Annotated in this window: 16 protein-coding genes and 1 pseudogene; 9 read left to right on the plus strand and 8 right to left on the minus strand. The window is 61.7% G+C overall.

Annotated elements, in window-relative coordinates; genetic code table 11:
* Positions 1-98: 98 nt before the first annotated feature.
* Positions 99-1364 (plus strand): Hsp70 family protein, encoded by a 1266-nt coding sequence (locus tag AB4N64_RS22145; RefSeq protein WP_460118514.1) that lies wholly within the window; start codon positions 99-101, stop codon positions 1362-1364.
* Positions 1365-1471: 107 nt separating this feature from the next.
* On the opposite strand, the gene AB4N64_RS22150 is transcribed toward AB4N64_RS22145, so the two are convergent.
* Both AB4N64_RS22150 and AB4N64_RS22155 read right to left on the minus strand, forming a co-directional pair.
* Positions 1472-2485 carry an AI-2E family transporter gene (locus AB4N64_RS22150; protein WP_460118516.1) on the minus strand — a complete coding sequence of 338 codons (1014 nt, stop codon included), beginning with the start codon at positions 2483-2485 and terminating at the stop codon, positions 1472-1474.
* Positions 2486-2721: 236 nt separating this feature from the next.
* Complete coding sequence (locus AB4N64_RS22155; RefSeq protein WP_460118518.1) at positions 2722-3024, minus strand: PsiF family protein; 303 nt, start codon at positions 3022-3024, stop codon at positions 2722-2724.
* A 156-nt stretch (positions 3025-3180) separates the two neighbouring features.
* On the opposite strand from AB4N64_RS22155, the pseudogene AB4N64_RS22160 reads away from it, so the two are divergent.
* Positions 3181-3720, plus strand: a pseudogene (locus AB4N64_RS22160) (DMT family transporter); the annotation flags it as partial.
* A gap of 95 nt (positions 3721-3815) precedes the next feature.
* On the opposite strand, the gene AB4N64_RS22165 reads toward AB4N64_RS22160, so the two are convergent.
* A complete protein-coding gene (locus tag AB4N64_RS22165) occupies positions 3816-4706 on the minus strand; it encodes an alpha/beta fold hydrolase (RefSeq protein ID WP_460118520.1) in 891 nt (296 codons plus the stop codon).
* A gap of 246 nt (positions 4707-4952) precedes the next feature.
* On the opposite strand from AB4N64_RS22165, the gene AB4N64_RS22170 reads away from it, so the two are divergent.
* Positions 4953-5483 carry a ferritin-like domain-containing protein gene (locus AB4N64_RS22170; RefSeq protein ID WP_460118521.1) on the plus strand — a complete coding sequence of 177 codons (531 nt, stop codon included), beginning with the start codon at positions 4953-4955 and terminating at the stop codon, positions 5481-5483.
* Positions 5484-5600: 117 nt separating this feature from the next.
* Here AB4N64_RS22170 and AB4N64_RS22175 read toward each other — a convergent pair whose 3' ends face one another.
* The gene (locus AB4N64_RS22175; protein ID WP_460118523.1) at positions 5601-7676 is read right to left on the minus strand and encodes an AsmA family protein; all 2076 of its coding nucleotides are present in this window, start codon (positions 7674-7676) and stop codon (positions 5601-5603) included.
* Between the two features lie 387 nt (positions 7677-8063).
* Between AB4N64_RS22175 and AB4N64_RS22180 the strand changes: the two genes are divergently transcribed.
* From AB4N64_RS22180 to AB4N64_RS22200, 5 genes are all read left to right on the plus strand, one after another.
* The gene (locus AB4N64_RS22180) at positions 8064-8618 is read left to right on the plus strand and encodes a hypothetical protein (protein WP_460118525.1); all 555 of its coding nucleotides are present in this window, start codon (positions 8064-8066) and stop codon (positions 8616-8618) included.
* A 147-nt stretch (positions 8619-8765) separates the two neighbouring features.
* A complete protein-coding gene (locus tag AB4N64_RS22185; RefSeq protein ID WP_460118527.1) occupies positions 8766-9398 on the plus strand; it encodes a TetR family transcriptional regulator in 633 nt (210 codons plus the stop codon).
* Between the two features lie 26 nt (positions 9399-9424).
* Complete coding sequence (locus AB4N64_RS22190) at positions 9425-10336, plus strand: LysR substrate-binding domain-containing protein (protein ID WP_460118529.1); 912 nt, start codon at positions 9425-9427, stop codon at positions 10334-10336.
* A gap of 100 nt (positions 10337-10436) precedes the next feature.
* The gene (locus tag AB4N64_RS22195; protein WP_460118531.1) at positions 10437-11735 is read left to right on the plus strand and encodes an OprD family porin; all 1299 of its coding nucleotides are present in this window, start codon (positions 10437-10439) and stop codon (positions 11733-11735) included.
* A 1-nt stretch (position 11736) separates the two neighbouring features.
* On the plus strand, positions 11737-13320 hold the full coding sequence (locus AB4N64_RS22200) for an MFS transporter (protein WP_460118533.1): 1584 nt from the start codon (positions 11737-11739) through the stop codon (positions 13318-13320).
* Positions 13321-13468: 148 nt separating this feature from the next.
* Here the strand turns inward: AB4N64_RS22200 and AB4N64_RS22205 are convergent, their stop codons facing one another.
* Positions 13469-15310: an amidohydrolase gene (locus AB4N64_RS22205; protein ID WP_460126831.1), complete on the minus strand. Its 1842-nt coding sequence runs from the start codon at positions 15308-15310 to the stop codon at positions 13469-13471.
* Positions 15311-15590: 280 nt separating this feature from the next.
* On the minus strand, positions 15591-16220 hold the full coding sequence (ycaC, locus tag AB4N64_RS22210; protein ID WP_460118535.1) for an isochorismate family cysteine hydrolase YcaC: 630 nt from the start codon (positions 16218-16220) through the stop codon (positions 15591-15593).
* Between the two features lie 287 nt (positions 16221-16507).
* Here ycaC and AB4N64_RS22215 point away from each other — a divergent pair, with 287 nt between their 5' ends.
* Entirely contained in the window at positions 16508-17641 is a 1134-nt protein-coding gene (locus AB4N64_RS22215) for an AGE family epimerase/isomerase (protein WP_460118537.1), read from the plus strand.
* 119 nt (positions 17642-17760) lie between these two features.
* Here AB4N64_RS22215 and AB4N64_RS22220 read toward each other — a convergent pair whose 3' ends face one another.
* Both AB4N64_RS22220 and AB4N64_RS22225 read right to left on the minus strand, forming a co-directional pair.
* Positions 17761-18531, minus strand: coding sequence for an SDR family oxidoreductase (locus AB4N64_RS22220; RefSeq protein WP_460118539.1), 771 nt, complete (start codon positions 18529-18531; stop codon positions 17761-17763).
* Between the two features lie 539 nt (positions 18532-19070).
* Positions 19071-19289 carry a hypothetical protein gene (locus AB4N64_RS22225; protein WP_460118541.1) on the minus strand — a complete coding sequence of 73 codons (219 nt, stop codon included), beginning with the start codon at positions 19287-19289 and terminating at the stop codon, positions 19071-19073.
* Between the last annotated feature and the right edge of the window lie 5 nt (positions 19290-19294).

The following is a 19294-nucleotide window of genomic DNA, read 5'->3' on the forward strand; positions in this document are numbered from 1 at the left end:
AGGCACGAACGGCGAGATTTAGTGGATGGTCGGCCTTCGATTCTGCGCCGCACTGGCATACACTGCGCGGCCGTTTTTTCGACCGGAACCGCAAAGACATGAAAAACGCATCTCCAGCCCGTGCCTTGGGTATCGACTTTGGCACGTCCAACTCCACCGTCGGCTGGCTGCGCCCCGGCGTGGAAACGCTGATCGCGCTGGAGGACGACAAGATCACCCTGCCGTCGGTGGTGTTTTTCAACCTCGAAGAACGCCGCCCGGTCTACGGTCGGCTGGCGCTGCACGAGTACCTGGAAGGTTACGAAGGCCGCCTGATGCGCTCGCTCAAGAGCCTGCTGGGTTCCAAGCTGATCAAGCACGACACCAGCGTGCTGGGCACGGCGATGCCGTTCAAGGACCTGCTGGGGCTGTTCATCGGCCAGTTGAAGCAGCGCGCCGAAGCCGCCGCCGGTCGCGAGTTCGAGCAAGTGGTGCTGGGTCGTCCGGTGTTTTTCGTCGACGAGGACCCGGTCGCCGACAAGGAAGCCGAGGACACCCTGGTGGACGTGGCGCGCAAGATCGGCTTCAAGGACGTCTCGTTCCAGTTCGAACCGATTGCGGCGGCGTTCGACTACGAGTCGACCATCGAGAAGGAAGAACTGGTGCTGATCGTCGACATCGGCGGTGGTACATCGGACTTCTCCCTGGTGCGACTGTCACCCGAGCGTCGTGGCCACGACCAGCGCCAGGACGACATCCTCGCCACCGGTGGCGTGCACATCGGCGGGACCGACTTCGACAAGCAACTGAGTTTGCAAGGCCTGATGCCGCTGTTCGGCTACGGCAGTCGCATGAAGAGCGGCGCCTACATGCCCACCAGCCACCACATGAACCTGGCGACCTGGCACACCATCAACTCGGTTTATTCGCAAAAGTCGCAACTGGCCCTGGGCAGCATGCGCTACGACATCGAGGATACCGGCGGCATCGACCGCCTGTTCAAGCTGATCGAACAGCGCGCCGGGCACTGGCTGGCGATGGAAGTGGAAGAAACCAAGATCCAGCTGACCTACAACGACAGCCGCAACGTGCCCCTGGACCGCATCGAGCCGGGCCTCGCCGTGGAGCTGACCCGGGCGCTGTTCGAGTCGGCCATCGATAACCTGCTGGTACGCGTGCGCGAAAGCGTCGGCCAACTGTTGAATGACGCTGATGTCCAGGTCGGGCAAGTGGACACGGTGTTCTTCACCGGCGGTTCAAGCGGGATTCCAGCGCTGCGCAACAGCGTGGCGGCGATGCTGCCAAATGCGCGGCATGTGGAAGGGAATATCTTTGGCAGCATCGGCAGTGGTCTGGCGATCGAGGCGGCCAAGCGGTACGGTTGAGGGGCAGCCTTGAGCTGCAAGCCTCAAGCTGCAAGAAAGGTCAAAAGCAACCCACGCCCGCTCTTGCCTCTACTTGCAGCTTGCAGCTTAAAGCTCCCCAACTGCCCCTAAACCATCCCCACCTGCTTCAGCTCACTCTTCAAGTACGCATAATAAATCGGCCCCGCCACTACCCCCGGCAGGCCGAAGGCGGCTTCGAATACCAGCATCGCCAGCAGCAACTCCCACGACTTGGCACTGATCTGCCCGCCGACGATGCGCGCGTTGAGGAAGTATTCGAGCTTGTGGATCACGATCAGATAACCCAGCGCCGCGACGGCCACCCAAATGGACAGGGACAGGCCGACGATGGTGATCAGGGTGTTGGAGATCAGGTTGCCGATCACCGGCAACAGGCCGAGCAGGAAGGTCAGCACGATCAGGGTCTTGGTCAGTGGCAGCTTGATGCCGAACATTGGCAGCACCACCGCCAGGAAGATCCCGGTGAAGAAGGTGTTGAGCAGGGAAATCTTGATCTGTGCGAACACGATGTTGCGGAAGGCCTGAACCAGCAGGTGCAGTCGATCAAACAGCGCGGCCGCCAGCGGTTTGCGTTTGGTCACGTCCGGGATGCGTTGCAAGGCGATGATCGCGCCGAGCACCATGCCGATCAGCAGCGTCACGAACATGTGCGCCGCGTCTTTGCCCACCAGTTGCAGATCGCTCAGGTGCTTGCTCAGCCAGTCGCCGATCGCCACGCGAAATTCGGCGGCGCTGGCGGGCAGGTAGGCGTCGATGAACGGCGGCAACTGGCCGCGCGCGCGGTCGACCACGTGCATGAATTTATCCAGGGACGCGCCGGGGTTTTCCGCCTCGTGCAGCAGGAAGCTGATGGCGCCGGCGAAGATCAGCGCCAGCACACTCACTACCAGCGTTCCCAGCAACGCCACCGCCAGCCAGCGTGCCCGCCGCCCTTCGATCAGGCGCTGCAATTGCGGCGTGAGCATGTTGACCAATTCGAAAACCAGCAACCCCGCCAACAGGCTGGGCAGTAAGCGCAGTGGCAGCACCAGCAGCAAACCACCGAAGATGATCACCCAACTGATGACCAGCAAGACTTGGCGTTGAGAAAACGTTGGCATACAGCCTCAAAACGAACGGCGTAGAAGGATTGGCAGTCTGCCAGCGTTCGCGGGAGAGCACTAGGGATTGTAGGTTTTTGCAGTGACCATACTGGCCCCTTCGCGAGCAAGTCGAATCGTCGCACCGCCGCTCCCACAGTAGTCCGGCGTACGCAGATCCATTGTGGGAGCGGCGGTGCGACGATTCGACTTGCTCGCGAAAGGGCCCTGTCAGCCCCCACAAATCCCGCCGCCTGTTATTTTTTCAGGCAACTACTCATGAACGCCTTGCGCTCATCGCCCTTCAGCGCCTTGGTCGCCGCATCGGCATTGCAGGTTTTCATTTTCTCCTGCTGCGGGGTCAGGGCCTTGGCGTCGTTGGCCGCCGGGGCCGCCTTGAGGCAGGTGCTCATGAAGGCCTTGCGCTCATCACCCTTGAGGCTTTTGGCGGTAGCGTCGGCGTTGCAGGTGGTCATCTTGGTCTGCTGGGCCGTGGCGGCGAACCCTTGGGAGCAAAGCAGCAGACCGATCATCAACAAAGGGACACGCAACATCTTCATGGAGTTTTCTCCTGTCGCCGCACGGGAGCGCGCGGCCTCGCCCTGAAGTGTAGACAAGGCCTGTTACACATTCCTGCCGGTCGCCAGACTATGGATAATGGCCGGCCACCAACGTTCTGGTTGTGCTGATGCAATACGCTTACCCCCTGCTGGCCATCGGCGGGCGCGCTGGTCGGTGCGGTGCTGTCGTTGATCGGCGTGCTGGTGGTGGTGTCGTCCGGCAGCCTCGCGGCGCTGCTGGAACACGGGGTGAACCTGGGCGACGCACTGATGCTGATCGCTACCCTGGCCTACGCGCTGTACAGCACGCTGCTGAAAAAATGGCAGCTGCGGTTGCCGCCGCTGGTGTTGCTGTACCTGCAAGTGGTCGTGGCCGTGGTGGTGTTGTTTCCGCTGTTTGCCGCTTCTGCGAAAACCGGGCCGACCGCGCAGAACATTCCGCTGGTGTTGTATGCCTGCCTGCTGGCGTCGATGATCGCTCCGCTGTTGTGGATGCAGGCGGTGGTCCGTTTGGGGCCGAGCCGGACCGTGTTGTTTTTCAACCTGCTGCCGGTGATTACCGCGTTGATTGCGGCGGTGGTGTTGCGTGAGCAGTTGGCGCTGTATCACCTGGTGGGTGGGGCGTTGACGTTGGGTGGGGTGATTGTTTCGGAGCGGTGGACGACGGAGTTGGGAGGTAAAAGTCGCGGTGGCTGAGCGGACGCCATCGCGGGCAAGCCCGCTCCCACAGGGATTAGCTGCGTCTACAAAACCTGTGGGAGCGGGCTTGCCCGCGATGGGGGCGACTCGGACTAGAGCCCTGCCGCCTTCAGGCGCCCCGCATGCTCGACAAACAACCGAATCGGCTCAGCCCCCTTGCCCACCAGCCCCAGCGACTGGTTGACGATGTCGAAATGATCCAGCGGGTACGCATCGCCAATCACCGTGCCCAAATGCGAGCTATACCGCCCGACCATGCCATCACACTGCCCGGCTTCACGCACGAAGGTCCTGGCGAACAGCCGACAACTGCGGTGGGTGCCGTCGAACAGGTTACGCCCTCGGTCGGTCTTGCCCGGTTGCAGAGTGCCTGACCACGAGTAGTAGCGCACGCCATTGACCTCTTCCGCCCCGTGCCCGCCCCAGGTTTCGGGCAGGCCCTGTGGATAAAGCTGGTTGAACAGCGCCACGCCGGCGGTGGTCAGCGATTCGTGGGACGCGTGGATGTCCACTGGCAATTTTGGTCCGCGATAACCGGTGTCCAGCACGCCCATGACCGCACCGATCAACCGCAGAAAAACGGCCAGTAGCCGACCTTTGGCACTGTTCGCCGGATAGTGGGTGTGAATGTAGTCCGCCAGTTCAGAACCCTGATTGGGCCCGGCCACCGAGGTAACCGAAGCCACACGATCCGGGCGTTTGGCCGCCGCGTAGCGAGCGGTCAGGGAGCCCTGGCTGTGGCCGATCAGGTTGACCTTTTCGGCACCGGTCTCGCGCAGGATCTCGTCGATTCGCGCCAGCAACTGCTCGCCACGCACTTCGGTGGAGTTGAGCGGCGAGACCTGCACGGCGATCACCGTCGCCCCGCCCTGACGCAACGCCTCGACAATCCCGTACCAGTACGGATAGAGCACCAGCCGGATAAACCCGAGCATCCCCGGAACCAGCACCAACGGATAACGCGTGGCAGCACCTTGCGACATGGACGGACATCCTTGTGAGCGGTGAACAGTCGCCTGACGGGATGCAAGACGTCCGCCAAGCATCACCAACAAAGGTGACAACACGATGAGCAGTCTATGACATCCCGCCACTCAAACCTGTTCCAAGGCCCTTTTTCGAGTGCCCAATTGCATCAAACTTTTTCCCGTTCGCGGGACTCACACCCTAAGTAGCGATCACTTGCACAGAAGGTGACGCCCCACCGGATTAGCCTCCAGGAGAACGAAATGAGTGACATGCAGTTGTCTGATGTAACGACGCTTCGCGCCCGTGCCCGGCAAAATGTCGAGAATGGCGCGGTGACCGAAAGCTACAGTGCCGACCGCGAGCAGGTGTTGCGCCTGCTCAACGAATCGCTGGCGACGGAGTTGGTGTGCGTGCTGCGCTACAAGCGCCACTATTTCATGGCCAGTGGCTTGAAAGCGCACGCCGCGGCGGACGAATTCCTCGAACACGCCCAGCAAGAAGCCGAACATGCCGACCGACTGGCCGAGCGTATTGTGCAACTGGGCGGCGAGCCGGAGTTCAACCCGGACTTGCTGTCGAAAAACTCCCACGCCCAGTACGTGGCCGGGAACACGCTCAAGGAGATGGTCTATGAAGACCTGGTCGCCGAGCGTATCGCCATCGATAGCTACCGCGAGATCATTCAGTACATCGGTGAGAAGGACCCGACCACACGGCGCATCTTCGAAGACATCCTGGCTCAGGAAGAAGAGCATGCCGATGATATGGCCGACATTCTGCAGGATTTGTAGCGTCTGACAGACCTCATCGCGGGCAAGCCCGCTCCTACAGGGGTCCGCATTCCCCTGTAGGAGCGAGTTTACTCGCGATGGTCGCAAGAACACCGCGGGGTATCAACGACAGGTCGATTACTTGGTGGGTTTGACTGTGACCGGCGCCTTCCCCGCCTTCATCTGCTGCAACAACGGCGCACACTGGTTCGGTTCCCCGCCGCTCGGCGCCACCAGGGCCAGCAGCCCGGCCGCCGGCGCCGCGATTACGCCCAGCGCGACCATCCCCGCACCCCGCAACATCAATGGCACGGCCTTCACGCCGGCATCCGGCTTGATGAACTTGCCACGTACGTACAAGGGCGAACGCAGGGAAATCAGGCGCCAGCCCTTCGATTCCGGGGTCACGGTCAGGTCCAGTTGCTCAGTCGCCATGTTGGCCGTGCCGTCGATGTAGATGATCGCGTTCTCGGTGTCGAACACGAACAATCGCGTATTCGTCAGGCCCGATTTGATGTCGAAATCGGCCGCCGCGCAGTTGATCTTCACTTCCTTGTCACCAAAGATTTTGCCGACCACGTAGTTGCCGACATTGAGCCCCGCCAGCTCCATCAGCTCACGACTGATGGCGCCATCGTTGATCAGCATTTTCAGATTGCCATTGGACGTGCCCAATAGCGCCGCCACCGAATTGCCCCGCCCGCTGATGTCCGCATCGCCGTTAAGTTCGCCGAAACTGGTCTTCATCGGTTCGAACGTTGGGAAGAGTTGCTTGAGCTTGAAACCCCGGGCGGTCAGTTTCGCATGACCTTCCAGGGGCTGGGTGTGGCCGTTGAGTCGGATCTGTGCGTCCAGCTTGCCGCCCGCGACGCCAAAGCGCAGCGGCTCGAGGCTGAGCACGCCATCGGTCAGCACGAGGTGGGTGTAGAGGTCGTTGAACGGCAATTTTTCGCTGTGGACAATACGCTTGCCGGTGAACTCGACATCGGCGTCCATGTCGCCCCAGCGCTCGGTCTTGAACTCTTCAACCGGCAGTACCTTGTCCGCGGGTTGCTTGCTTTCACCGCCTCTGGCCTTTTGCTTGGCGTTGGAATCGGCGCCGATGAGCGGCGCCAGGTCGGCAAACAGCAATTGATTGGAAACCAGCGCACCGCTGAGTTTCGGCCGAGGCTGGCTGGCGACATAGGCGAGGTTGCCGTGGATGTCGCTGGCGCCGATCTTGCCGTTGAACGCTTCATAGCGGAACACCGCGCCGCCCGGTTCATGCAGCTTGGCAATCAGGTGGCCGTCGGTGGCGTATGGCGGCGTGTCCGGCAGGGTGACGCCGGTCAGCGGGTAAAGGTTGCCCAGACTGCTGCCAGCCAGCTTCAGGCGCAAATCCAGTGCGCCGAGGTTGAGGGGGTCTGTCAGCGTGCCGGCCAGTTCGATACGGGTGTCGGCAATGGCGACCTGGGCCTGCAGCGGGAACGGTCGCGTTGAGTCCTGTAACGCCAGCAACCCGCCAATTTTGCCGTCACCCGACAGTTTCTGCCCGTGGTACTGGCCTTTGACCTTGAGCGCGAACGCGTAGTCCTGAGGCGCGCTGCCTTTCTCGTGGGCGGTTTTGGCCGCCTTGTCGCCGACGATATCGCTGAATGGGATCGGCTTGCCCAGCGGGTCGATCAATAGATCGAGCTGGGTTTTGAGCGTCTGGTCGTCGAGGGTGACATGGCCTTTGTCAAAACCGATCGATCCGATGTCCACCACCCAGTTGGACGGCTCCGCGTTCGGGTCTTTCGGGTCGAACTGGAACGTCCAGTTCGACCGCCCATCGGCCAGGCGCTGGAGCTGCGCATTGGGCTCGGTCAAGTCAATGCGCGGGATGGACACGCGCTGCGCCAACAGGGCCAGTGGCGAAATGCGTAGCTCGACGCGCTTGAGCGTGGCCATCTGCGGCTGCTTCGACCAATCCGGGTTGCCCAGGCTCAAGTCCTCGGCCACCACGTGTGGCCACGGCACCCACGCGCGCCAGCCGCCCTCGTCCAGCTCGCGCCGCCAGACCACGGCGAGGTTGCCGTTGATGGCAAACGGTCGATGCAGCTCTGCGGAAACTTTCTCGTTGAGGGTCGGTTTGATCCGGTTCCAATCGAAGAACACGATGATCAGCACCAGTACTGCCAGTACAAACGCCAGGCTGGCAAAGGTCCAGGCGAGGATTTTGGGGGTGCGCGTCATTGCACAGAGCTCCTGAAAACGACTGAGCGCCCTGACCGCGACGCGCATGTGAAACGTTAGGCCAGATCGGCCTGCATGGAATGTACGACTGGAAAACCGCCCGCAGGTTTAACCGAAATGCGGCTTAACGTTCAAATAATCGGCCCGGATCAACCTGCGCCCGTCAGCCAGTGTTACCGCTCCCGCACTGTTGTGCGGCGAATGTGAGTTGAAAATACCCACATCAGTGCAAAAACACCGCGCTGAAAGGCCCGGTTTAGAGCCTTCGCATGGAACAATCAATTCCGTTGATTATTACCATTGCGCTTATGAACTTTTATATCGATTTATCGAGGGTAACATTGACCTCGTACCCAAATTGTTGCCTTGCCACGGAGCACCCCGATCATGAAACGCCAATTACTGCTTAGCCTTACACTCTCAATGCTGGCCAGCACCGCTTTCGCCCTGCCAGCCGCAGAACAGGCCACCCCACAAGTCAAAGCCGCCACCTCGGTGTTCAGCCAGACGGTTGCCGCTGATGGTTCCGACCGTACTCCACAAGGCCAGACCCTGGCTGAAGGTGGTAACGATCGCCTGAAAGAAAAAGGCCTGATCACTCAGGACGGTTCGGATCGTACCCCACAAGGTCAAACCCTGGCTGCCGATGGTTCCGATCGCACCCCACTGGGCCAAACCCTGGCTGCTGACGGTTCCGACCGCACCCCACTGGGCCAAACCCTGGCTGCTGACGGTTCCGACCGCACTCCACTGGGCCAAACCCTCGCTGCTGATGGTTCCGACCGCACTCCACTGGGCCAAACCCTGGCTGCTGATGGTTCCGACCGCACTCCTCTGGGCCAAACCCTCGCTGCTGATGGTTCCGACCGCACTCCTCTGGGTCAAACACTCGCCGAAGGTGGTGGTGACCGTGTTATCGAACGCAATGCCCGCTTGAGCTAAGGCCATGACGGCCTTGAAAAAAAGCCCAATCCCCGGATTGGGCTTTTGACTTTTATGGCAGCTCCTTTCCCCGCCTGATCGTTCGACGCCGGCAAAGCCGATTTGCTAGAGTGCGTCGCTGTCCTGTCCAGAAAAAACGCCCTTGCGATGCTGCCCCGCGCCGAACAGAAACAACAAACCCGCAACGCCCTGATGGACGCGGCCCGTCATTTGATGGAGAGCGGCCGTGGATTCGGCAGCCTGAGCCTGCGCGAAGTGGCGAAAACCGCCGGGATAGTCCCAACAGGTTTCTACCGGCATTTCGCCGATATGGACGAATTGGGCCTGGTGCTGGTCAGTGAAGTCGGCCAGACCTTCCGCGAAACCATTCGCCTGGTACGCCACAACGAATTTGTCATGGGCGGCATCATCGACGCCTCGGTGCGGATCTTTCTCGATGTGGTGTCGGCCAATCGCTCACAATTTTTGTTTCTCGCCCGCGAGCAGTACGGCGGTTCATTGCCGGTACGCCAGGCCATCGGCCGCTTGCGCGAAGACATCAGCTCCGACCTGGCTGCCGATCTGGGGTTGATGCCCAAGTTGCATCACCTGGACAGCGCGGCCCTGAGCGTCATCGCCGACCTGGTCGTTAAAAGTGTGTTTGCCACCCTGCCCGACGTCATCGACCCACCGGCCGAGGCGCTGCCCGAGCACCTGACGCCGCAAGCCAAGATGACCCAGCAACTGCGTTTTATCTTCATTGGCCTCAAACACTGGCAAGGACTCGGCAGCACCGAGTAATTGCGCCGCCAGCCGGAGAACGATCATTGGAAGACCTCAACTCCCTCTACTACTTCACCCAAGTGGTCGAGCACGGCGGCTTCGCCCCCGCCGGGCGGGCGCTCGACATGCCCAAGTCGAAACTCAGCCGACGCATTGCCGATCTTGAGGAGCGCCTGGGCGTGCGCTTGTTGCACCGCACCAGCCGCCATTGCTCGCTGACCGAAGTCGGCCAGGCCTATTATCAGCGCTGCCTGGCCATGCGTGTGGAAGCCGAGGGCGCCGCCGAGATCATCGAGCGCAATCGCAGCGAACCCCGTGGGCTGGTGCGCATCAGCTGCCCGACCACCCTGTTGAACTTCTGGGTCGGGCCGATGCTCTCGCGCTTCATGCTCAAATATCCCCAGGTAGAGCTGTTCATCGAGAGTACCAACCGCCGCGTCGATCTGTTGCACGAAGGCATCGACGTCGCCCTGCGCGTGCGCTTTCCGCCATTGGAAAACACCGACATGGTGATGAAGGTGCTGGGCAACAGCACGCAATGCCTGGTCGGCCACCCCAGTTTTTTGCAGCAACTGCCGCCAGGGTTCGATCCGCAGGTTCTGAGCCAGTTGCCCAGCGTGCATTGGGGCAGTGCCCAGCGCGAGTACCAGTGGGAGCTGATCCAGGGCGAAGACATGAGCCACAGCCTGGTCGTCGCGCACACACCGCGGATGGTCACCGATGACCTGTTCGCGCTGCGTCATTTCGTGGTGGCCGGCGTGGGTATCGCGCACCTGCCGCGCGTGGCGGTACGTGACGATCTGGCGGAGGGGCGGCTGGTGGAGCTGCTGCCGGGCTGGCACCCGCGTTGCGGCATTGTCCATGCGATCTTCCCGTCGCGGCGCGGTTTGCTGCCGTCGGTGCGCTCGCTGATCGATCATCTGGCCGAAGAGTTCTGCATCAGCGACATGGCGTGAAACCGGCGCCGCCCAGCCCCGGTTCCTGATCCAGCACACCGACACAATCCCAGGCCTCGACGCGGCGCTACAGTGGCGGCTCCTATACGCCGGAGCGCCCATGACTGCCTTGATACGTGGGTCATCCCGCGCCTTGCTCGCCACCGCTGCGATCATCACCCCAACCCTGAGCCATGCCGATGACGAGCCTGGCTGGTCGCTGCTCAGTCGCAATTATTTCCTGCACAGCGATTTCCGCTCACCCTCCGCCAGCGGACAAAACTACCGCCAGGAATGGGCCCAGGGTTTCATCGGCGATGTCCGTTCCGGTTTCACCGAAGGCACGATTGGCCTGGGCCTCGACGCCCACGGTTTTGTCGGCCTCAAGCTCGACGGGGGCCGTGGCCACGCCGGGACCGGCTTGTTGCCCCGTGACAGCGATGGACGCGCCGAGTCCGATTACTCCAGCGCCGGTGCGGCACTCAAGCTGCGCATGGGCAACACCCTGCTGCGCTACGGCGAGATGACCGTCGAAACCCCGGTGTTCGACACCGCCGACAAACGCTTGCGCCCGGAGTACGCCACGGGATGGTTGCTGGAAAACACCGACCTGCCGGACTGGCGCCTGCAAGCTGGACGCTTCACTGCGTTCAGCAACCAGGACAGCAGTTCGAGCCTCGAGGATTTTGACGGCTACGGCGCCAACACCGACGGCCACGCCATCAGCCTGGCCGGCGCTACCTACGCTCCCGACGGTCCGTTCGGCGGCTCGCTGTTTGCCTCGCAACTGCAAGACACCTGGCGCCAAGCCTACCTGAACCTCAATGCACGCGAGGGTAACTGGAAGCTGGACGGCAACCTGTACCAGACCCGCGACACAGGCAATGCCAGTGCCGGCGCCATTGACACCCTGGCCTACAGCGTGGCGACCCGATACAACTTCGGCGCCCAGGCGGTGACCCTGGCCTGGCAAAAGATCGAAGGCGACACGCCATTCGACTTCGTCGGCGGCGACTCCATCTACCTCGCCAACTCCATCAAGTACGCGGACTTCAACGGCCCGGGCGAACGCTCCTGGCAACTGCGCTACGACCTCGACATGGCCACTTTCAGCATCCCCGGCCTGAAGCTGATGGCGCGCTATGTCAGTGGCAGCGGCATCGACGGCACCCACGCGCCACAAGGTGGCGCCTACAATCCTTTCGATCCGGGCGATGATCGCTTCACGCCCCAACAAGGCAAGGGCGGCAGGCACTGGGAGCGTGACATCGACCTCAAATACACCGTGCAGTCCGGCAGCGCCAAGGGGCTGAACCTGTCGCTGTCCCATGTCAGTCACCGCGCCAACAGCGCCCAGGCTGGCGATGACATCGACCGCATTTACGTCATCATCGAATACCCACTCAAAGGCACCTTCTGATATGAGCACTGCAACCTCAGGCGCCTGGAGCCCCCTGCGCAACACCACCTTCCGCATGCTGTGGATCGCCACCATCGCTTCCAACATCGGCACCTGGATGCACGAGGTGGGTGCCGGCTGGTTGATGACCACGTTATCCGCCAGCCCGCTGCACGTGGCCTTGATCCAGGTGGCCGGCTCACTGCCGATGTTCTTCCTCGCCCTGCCCGCTGGCGCGGCAGCGGACATCGTCGACAAGCGTCGTTACCTGTTGCTGGTGCAGTTGTGGATGTCGGCGGTCGCCCTGACCCTGGCGCTGCTGACCCTGTTCGGCATGATGAACGTCACGCTGCTATTGATACTGACACTGGCGCTGGGCATCGGCACCGCGCTGATGATGCCCGCGTGGAGTGCGCTGACGCCGGAACTGGTGGGCAAGGACGAACTGTCCAATGCGGTGGCGATTTCCAGCGTCGGCATCAACGTATCGCGTGCGGTCGGCCCGGCGCTGGCGGGCGTGCTGGTGAGCCTGGTCGGCCCCTGGCTGACCTTCGCCCTCAACGCCGTATCGTTCGCCGGCGTGATTGTGGTGCTGCTGTTGTGGAAACGGCAGGTACAGGAGCCGCTGCTGCCCGCCGAGCGATTTGTCGGCGCCATCCGAACCGGGCTGCGCTTCGCCCGCAGTTCCAAACCTTTGCAAGCGGTGTTGATCCGCGCCCTGGCGTTTTTCTTCTGCGCCAGCGCCGGCATGTCCCTGCTGCCGCTGATCGTGCGCGGTGAAATGCACGGCAGTGCAGCCGATTTCGGCATGTTACTGGCGGCCATCGGCATCGGTGCAGTCGGTGGCGCGACCTTGCTGCCACGCCTACGGGAAAAGATCAGCCGCGATCGCCTGGTGGCGGTGGCCAGCCTGTTGTACGCGCTGTTTCTGCTGGCCCTGGCATTGACGCGCAATTTCTACGCGCTGCTGCCGGCGATGCTGCTCAGCGGCGCGGCATGGATTGCCGTGCTATCGAACCTGCAAGTGGCGGCGCAAACCTCGGTGCCGGCCTGGGTGCGGGCGCGGGCATTGTCGGTGTACATCCTGGTGTTTTTCGGTGCCATGGCGGCGGGCAGCCTGCTGTGGGGCAGCCTCGCGAGTCACGCCTCGATTACCCTCAGCCTGCTGCTGGCGGCCGGGGGCCTGGCCCTCTGTACGCTGCTGACCATCAAGGTGGCACTACCCAGCACCGAGGTTGAGGAACTGACGCCCTCCCTGCACTGGCCAACGCCGCTGCTCAGTGATGCCCTGGACCGCGACAGCGGGCCGGTGATGGTCACGGTCGAGTACCACGTCGAACCGGGCAAGGTCGAAGCTTTTCAGCAAGCCGCACGGGCACTGGAAGCCATGCGCAAGCGCAACGGTGCGTTGTCGTGGGGGTTGATGCGTGACAGTGCCGACCCGGACTTATGGGTCGAATTCTTCTTCGAGGAATCGTGGCTGGAGCACCTGCGTCATCACGGCCGGGTCACCCGTGGCGAGCTCAAGATCGAAGCGCGTGTGCGGCAGTTGCAGACCGATGGGGTGCCGATTCGGATTCGGCATTTGTTGGCGGGGGCAGCCTGACAAATCGCGGCGCCCGCTAACCCATCGCGAACAGGCTCCCACAATGGAACTGCGTACATCGCACCACTGTGGGAGCGGGCTTGCCCGCGATGAGGCCCGACCAGACAACACAAAAAAAGGGGAACCCTCACGGTTCCCCCCCTTCACATCAGAAAGCAAAACACGAACAACCCAAGGCTCCCCAGAACCCTTGGTAATCATTGACCGGCACACTCGAATGCCGCGCCCGTTCATGGCTGTGCGCATGCACCCCGCAAGGACCGACACATTGGTGCGCCACCGCCGCCAACGAGGGCGCACCGGCGCGCCAGTGCCCTGGCACCTTGGCCACCGGCGACCATTCAGGCAACACCGGCACCTGGCCAGGGCCGAGGTTGCTGAATTCCGCCGCACCGTACACCACCTTGCCGTCGACGACGGTCAGCACCGACTCGATGCCTTTGATCGCCTCTTCATCGACACTGAAGAAATCCAGCGACAACGCGGCCAGGTCCGCCAGTTGGCCGACCTTGATCTGCCCCTTTTTTCCCTGTTCACTGGAGAACCAGGCGCTGCCATGGGTGAACAGTTGCAACGCAGTTTCGCGACTCAGGCCTTCCGGGTACAACGCCATTCCGCCGACAGTCTTGCCGCTGACCAGCCAGTACAGCGAAGTCCACGGGTTGTAGCTGGAGACCCGAGTGGCGTCAGTGCCGGCACCGACCGGAATACCTTCGGCAAGCATGCGCTGGATCGGCGGCGTCTTCTCGGCAGCCTTCGCACCGTAACGGTCGACGAAGTATTCGCCCTGGAATGCCATGCGGTCCTGGATGGCGATGCCGCCGCCCAACGCTCGCACGCGCTCGATGTTTTTCGCGCTGATGGTTTCGGCGTGATCGAAGAACCACGGCAGGCCGTTGAACGGAATGTCGCGATTAACCTTCTCGAATACGTCGAGCATGCGCGAGATCGATTCGTCGTAGGTCGCGTGCAGTCGGAACGGCCAGCGTTGCTCGACCAGATGGCGCACCACCGGTTCGAGTTCCTGCTCCATGGTCTGTGGCAGGTCCGGGCGCGGCTCAAGGAAGTCTTCGAAGTCGGCCGCCGAGAACACCAGCATCTCGCCGGCACCGTTGTGGCGCAGGAAGTCGGTGCCGTCGCCGGGCTTGACCCTGGACGTCCAGTTCTTGAAGTCCGCGAGCTCTTCCTTGGGCTTCTGGGTAAACAGGTTGTAAGCGATGCGCACGGTCAACTGGCCCTTGTCGGCCAATTCCTGGATCACCTGATAGTCGTCCGGGTAGTTCTGGTAGCCGCCGCCGGCATCGATGGCGCTGGTCAGGCCAAGGCGGTTGAGTTCGCGCATGAACTGGCGGGTCGAGTTGACCTGATATTCCAGCGGCAGCTTCGGCCCCTTGGCCAACGTGGCATACAGGATCATTGCATTGGGGCGCGCAATCAGCAGGCCTGTGGGCTCGCCGAACTTGTTGCGCTGGATCTCGCCGCCCGGTGGGTTCGGCGTGTCCTTGGTGTAACCCACGGCCTTCAGCGCGGCGCGGTTGAGCAGCGCACGATCGTAGAGGTGCAGCAGGAACACCGGAGTATCAGGCGCGGCCTGGTTGATTTCCTCCAGGGTGGGCATGCGTTTTTCGGCGAACTGGAATTCGTTCCAGCCACCCACCACGCGCACCCACTGTGGCGTCGGCGTGCGGGCCGCCTGATCTTTAAGCAGGCGCAAGGCATCAGCCACCGAGGGCACCCCTTCCCAGCGCAGTTCCAGGTTGTAGTTCAAACCGCCACGAATCAAGTGCAGGTGGGAGTCGTTCAAGCCGGGGATGACGGTACGACCCTTGAGGTCGATGATCCGGGTGGCCGAGGTCTTGTGGGCCATGGCTTCGCCGTCGTTGCCCACGGCAATGAAGCGGCCGTCCTTGATGGCGACAGCGGTGGCCAGGGGTTTCTCGCGGTCGACGGTGTGCAATTTGCCGTTGAACAGAATCAGGTCGGCGCTCATGGAGCCACCTTGGCTGGAAGCGTAGGCAGAACCGGTGGAGCCAGAAAATGGCAACGCCGACCAAAGCGCGCCGGCGGCACCGAGGATGGTGCTGTTGGCCAGGAACTGTCGGCGGCTTTTGTCGTTGGAGTCTTGGGTCATGATGTTCTCCATCTGGATGCGGCAGCGGTGGGCACGACTGCGTAGCATGCCGGGGATTGCCCGGCAGGAATTGGATGGATGTGCGGTGAACGAAGCGGCGCCCAAGACAACGATAGCCGTTGCCTTGGGCGCGGTTGGCTTACTTGGCGGTGTTGAAGGCGTTGTAGCTGGTCATCAGGTTGCGGTAGTCCGGGATGTGGTTGGAGCACAGCGCGGCCAGGCCCTCGATGTCGTTGCGCCAGTCGCGGTGCAGCTCGCAGGCCACGCCGAACCAGGTCATCAGTTGCGCACCCGCTTGGCTCATGCGGTCGTGGGCGGCGTCACGGGTCATCTGGTTGAACGTGCCGGAGGCGTCGGTGACCACGAACACATCGAACTCTTCTTCCAGGGCAGCCAGGGCCGGGAAGGCTACGCAGACTTCGGTGACCACGCCGGCGATGATCAGCTGTTTCTTGCCAGTGGCCTTCACCGCCTTGACGAAGTCTTCGTTATCCCAGGCGTTGATCTGGCCAGGGCGGGCGATGTACGGAGCATCCGGAAACAACGCCTTGAGCTCAGGAACCAGCGGACCGTTGGGGCCTTGCTCGAAGCTGGTGGTGAGGATGGTCGGCAGGTTGAAGAATTTGGCCAGGTCAGCCAGGGCCAGGACGTTGTTCTTGAAGGCGTCAGGATCGATGTCGCGAACCAGGGACAGCAGGCCTGCCTGATGGTCAACCAGCAGCACGGCAGCGTCGTCTTTGTTCAGGCGGTTGTATTTGAATTTAGTCATGGCTGTTGCTCCTAAGGTGTTTTGATTTTCAGTAGTGGGTGTGTTTCGCGTTGATGGGAGAAGATTAAAACCATCACCTTTTGAGCGGTAGATAGCGAAAATTGGCTTTAGCGTTCTATTTCAGGAACGATGGATTCGGGGCGCCCCTATCGCGAGCAAGCTCGCTCCTACCGTTGCCGCGCGCCCCCATGTAAGCGCTGGCTTGCCAGCGATAGCGCCCTGACAGACACCACATACCCAAGGCCTGCTAACATGTCGCGCCATCAACCCTGCCGTGACGCCAGCCAATGCCGCCTGTTTCCCGCTCCGCTTCCCAGCCTGAACTGACTGCCCTGTTTGCCACGGTGCAAGCGCATTTTCTGAAGGTGATCGTGCCGCTCTGGCAGGGGCCCGGCTGGAATGCCGAGATGGCCTTGCCCTACGAGGCCCTGGATGCCGCGCACCAGCCGCTGCCGCCCCAGCGTTACCGGGCCATGGCCTGCGCACGGCAGCTGTACTTGTTTTCCAGCCTGATCGGCCAGGTGCCCGGCGCCCAGGCTCGCGCCGCCGCGTTGTTCCGTTCGCTGCAGCATCACTTTCACGATGCCGAACACGGCGGCTGGTTCTATAGCATCGATCCACAAGGCGCCCCGCTGGATCAAAGCAAGGACCTCTACACCCACGCATTCATCGTCTTCGCCTGCGCCCATTACTGGGGCAAGGTTCGCGAACCGCTGGTGGAATCGGTGCTCAATGCCTCGCTGCAAGTGGTGGCCGAGCGATTCGCCACGGGCGACGGCCTTTACGAAGCCAGCCTTGAGCGCGACTGGTCGTCGCGTAGCAGCGGCCCCCTGCAAAATCCACTCATGCATTTGGCCGAAGCCCTGCTCGCGACCTTGTCGGTACGCAAGGATGACGCGGTGCAGGCAGCCCTCATCGGGTTATGCACAGCCATGCAGCAACATTTCATCGATCCGGAACACGGCGTGCTGATGGAGAAACCGCTGGGCGCTGTGGATAACTGGTTCGAACCCGGGCATCAGTTCGAGTGGTATTTCCTGTTGGAATCCTCGCCGTTATTGCGTGACTCGGCCCTGCACGGCTCGATCACGCGTGCTTTCAGGTTCACCGAACGATTGGGGGTCGACCAGAAGACAGGGGCGGTCAAGGCCACACTGGTGCTGGAACACGATGGCGTGCCACGCGATGCGACCCAGCGTATCTGGGCCCAGGCGGAATACCTGCGCGCACTGACCCTGCGGCCGGACAGCGAAGCCAATGTGCTGCGCCAATTACAGACATTGCAGCGTCGCTTCCTGCATGCCGGCGGATGGCATGAGTGCCGTGCGGTGAATGGTGAAGTCTGCCGCCGTGACATGCCGTCGACCACGCCGTATCACCTGGCGACCTGTTATGGCGGGTTGGTTGAGTATCTCGGCTGACGGTTAGACCGCTATCGCGGGCAAGCCCGCTCCTACAGTGATTTTCGTTGTTCACACCCTTTGTGTGTCACACCGGACCCTGTAGGAGCGGGCTTGCCCGCGATTGGCCGCGACGCGGTTTAAGCCTTTCCACCCGAACGATCAATCGCAAACCCCGCCCAGCTCTGGCTCACCGGCATCAACTCAAGGGTGTTGATGTTGATGTGCGCCGGAGCGTTGAGTACCCAGAAAATCGTCTCGGCAATGTCATGGGGCTGGATCGGCTCGGCACCGGCGTAAGTCGCGTTGTAGCGCTCCTGGTCACCGGCGAAACGCACCAGCGAGAACTCGCTTTCGCACAGACCGGGTTCAATGTTGCTGACCCGCACGCCCGTGCCTTGCAAGTCGCAACGCAGGCTCAGCGAGAACTGCCCGACGAACGCCTTGGTGCCGCCATACACATGGCTGCCTGGGTACGGGTAGTTGCCGGCAACCGAGCCAAGGTTGACGATACCGGCGCCACGGCCATGGGCGATCAGGCGCGGCAACAGCAGGCGGGTGGCGTACATCAGGCCCTTGATGTTGGTGTCGACCATGGTGTCCCAATCATCCAGGCTGCACTTCGGCGCCGGGTCCGCGCCCAGGGCCAGGCCAGCGTTATTGATCAGCCCGCGCAGCTTGGCGAAGGACGGCGGCAGATTGGCAATGGCTTCTTCCATGGCCTTGCGATCACGGACATCGAGCACCAGGCCATGGACTTCGGTCTGCTTCGATAGCTCGGCGCACAGGGCATTCAGACGCTCTTCACGACGACCTGTCAGCACCAGTTTCCAGCCAGCCTCGGCGAAACGACGGGCGCAGGCTTCACCAAAACCGGACGTCGCGCCGGTAATAAACAGGGTGTTGGACATCGTGTTCTCCTTGCTTGGGCTGCCGTGCAACCCTTGGAATGGAAGTTCAGCAGCCAGCATGCCCGCCTTGGCACGCACCGGCAACCGGTAGCATTGTACAAAAAACGATCAACATGCCGCACGCCTCGCCAGCCGTGGCCTGCAGCCAGATACCCGCATGTTATCCACAAGCCGCTCCACAGTTTCCGGGGGCAAGTCATTACGCTGCAAGCCGCTGTGCATAAGGCTTTGCGGGCAGATTACAAAGTTTTTTGCTTGACCCCGTAATACTCACTGTGCAGACCTGGGCAATTTGCACGATCTACCGACTCAATCGGCGATGGCGCCAAGCCAGTAACGACGGCCCTCGGGTGAGTCTTTCCAGAGTTTAACCACAGAGTTATCCACAGGCGGTATCTTGCGTTTTTGTGCGCCTGACGCGACCAATAAAAAGGTTGACATTGCCGGCCTGACGCAGGCCAAAACCACCTGCTCAAAAAACAACCGCCACGCTGCAAGCCACGATTTACAAGGCGTTCAGCCGGCTACTCCCATGTTATTCACAGCCAGTTCCACAGCAAACGGGGACAACTCAAAAGCTTGGCGAAACAACTGTTTACAGCGGCTTTATGTCGCGCTTTCGGAGCTTCTGGAATTTGTTTTCCACAATTGACCTTTTGCTCCCCCCATCCTGTAGGAGCGAGCATGCTCGCGATGGTGGCCCAGGCACCGCGGGGAACCAGATACCCAACGTTATCGTTGACGACCATCGCGAGCATGCTCG

This window comes from Pseudomonas sp. S2_C03 (genome assembly GCF_054668405.1).

Bases quoted from the DNA above. Each gene is read 5' to 3' on its own strand.
- AB4N64_RS22145 (WP_460118514.1), top strand. From the start codon at position 99: ATGAAAAACGCATCTCCAGCCCGTGCCTTGGGTATCGACTTTGGCACG.
- AB4N64_RS22150 (WP_460118516.1), bottom strand. From the start codon at position 2,485: ATGCCAACGTTTTCTCAACGCCAAGTCTTGCTGGTCATCAGTTGGGTG.
- AB4N64_RS22200 (WP_460118533.1), top strand. From the start codon at position 11,737: ATGAGCACTGCAACCTCAGGCGCCTGGAGCCCCCTGCGCAACACCACC.
- AB4N64_RS22185 (WP_460118527.1), top strand. From the start codon at position 8,766: ATGCTGCCCCGCGCCGAACAGAAACAACAAACCCGCAACGCCCTGATG.
- AB4N64_RS22165 (WP_460118520.1), bottom strand. From the start codon at position 4,706: ATGTCGCAAGGTGCTGCCACGCGTTATCCGTTGGTGCTGGTTCCGGGG.
- AB4N64_RS22155 (WP_460118518.1), bottom strand. From the start codon at position 3,024: ATGAAGATGTTGCGTGTCCCTTTGTTGATGATCGGTCTGCTGCTTTGC.
- ycaC (WP_460118535.1), bottom strand. From the start codon at position 16,220: ATGACTAAATTCAAATACAACCGCCTGAACAAAGACGACGCTGCCGTG.
- AB4N64_RS22180 (WP_460118525.1), top strand. From the start codon at position 8,064: ATGAAACGCCAATTACTGCTTAGCCTTACACTCTCAATGCTGGCCAGC.
- AB4N64_RS22175 (WP_460118523.1), bottom strand. From the start codon at position 7,676: ATGACGCGCACCCCCAAAATCCTCGCCTGGACCTTTGCCAGCCTGGCG.
- AB4N64_RS22220 (WP_460118539.1), bottom strand. From the start codon at position 18,531: ATGTCCAACACCCTGTTTATTACCGGCGCGACGTCCGGTTTTGGTGAA.
- AB4N64_RS22195 (WP_460118531.1), top strand. From the start codon at position 10,437: ATGACTGCCTTGATACGTGGGTCATCCCGCGCCTTGCTCGCCACCGCT.
- AB4N64_RS22215 (WP_460118537.1), top strand. From the start codon at position 16,508: ATGCCGCCTGTTTCCCGCTCCGCTTCCCAGCCTGAACTGACTGCCCTG.
- AB4N64_RS22225 (WP_460118541.1), bottom strand. From the start codon at position 19,289: ATGCTCGCGATGGTCGTCAACGATAACGTTGGGTATCTGGTTCCCCGC.
- AB4N64_RS22170 (WP_460118521.1), top strand. From the start codon at position 4,953: ATGAGTGACATGCAGTTGTCTGATGTAACGACGCTTCGCGCCCGTGCC.
- AB4N64_RS22205 (WP_460126831.1), bottom strand. From the start codon at position 15,310: ATGAGCGCCGACCTGATTCTGTTCAACGGCAAATTGCACACCGTCGAC.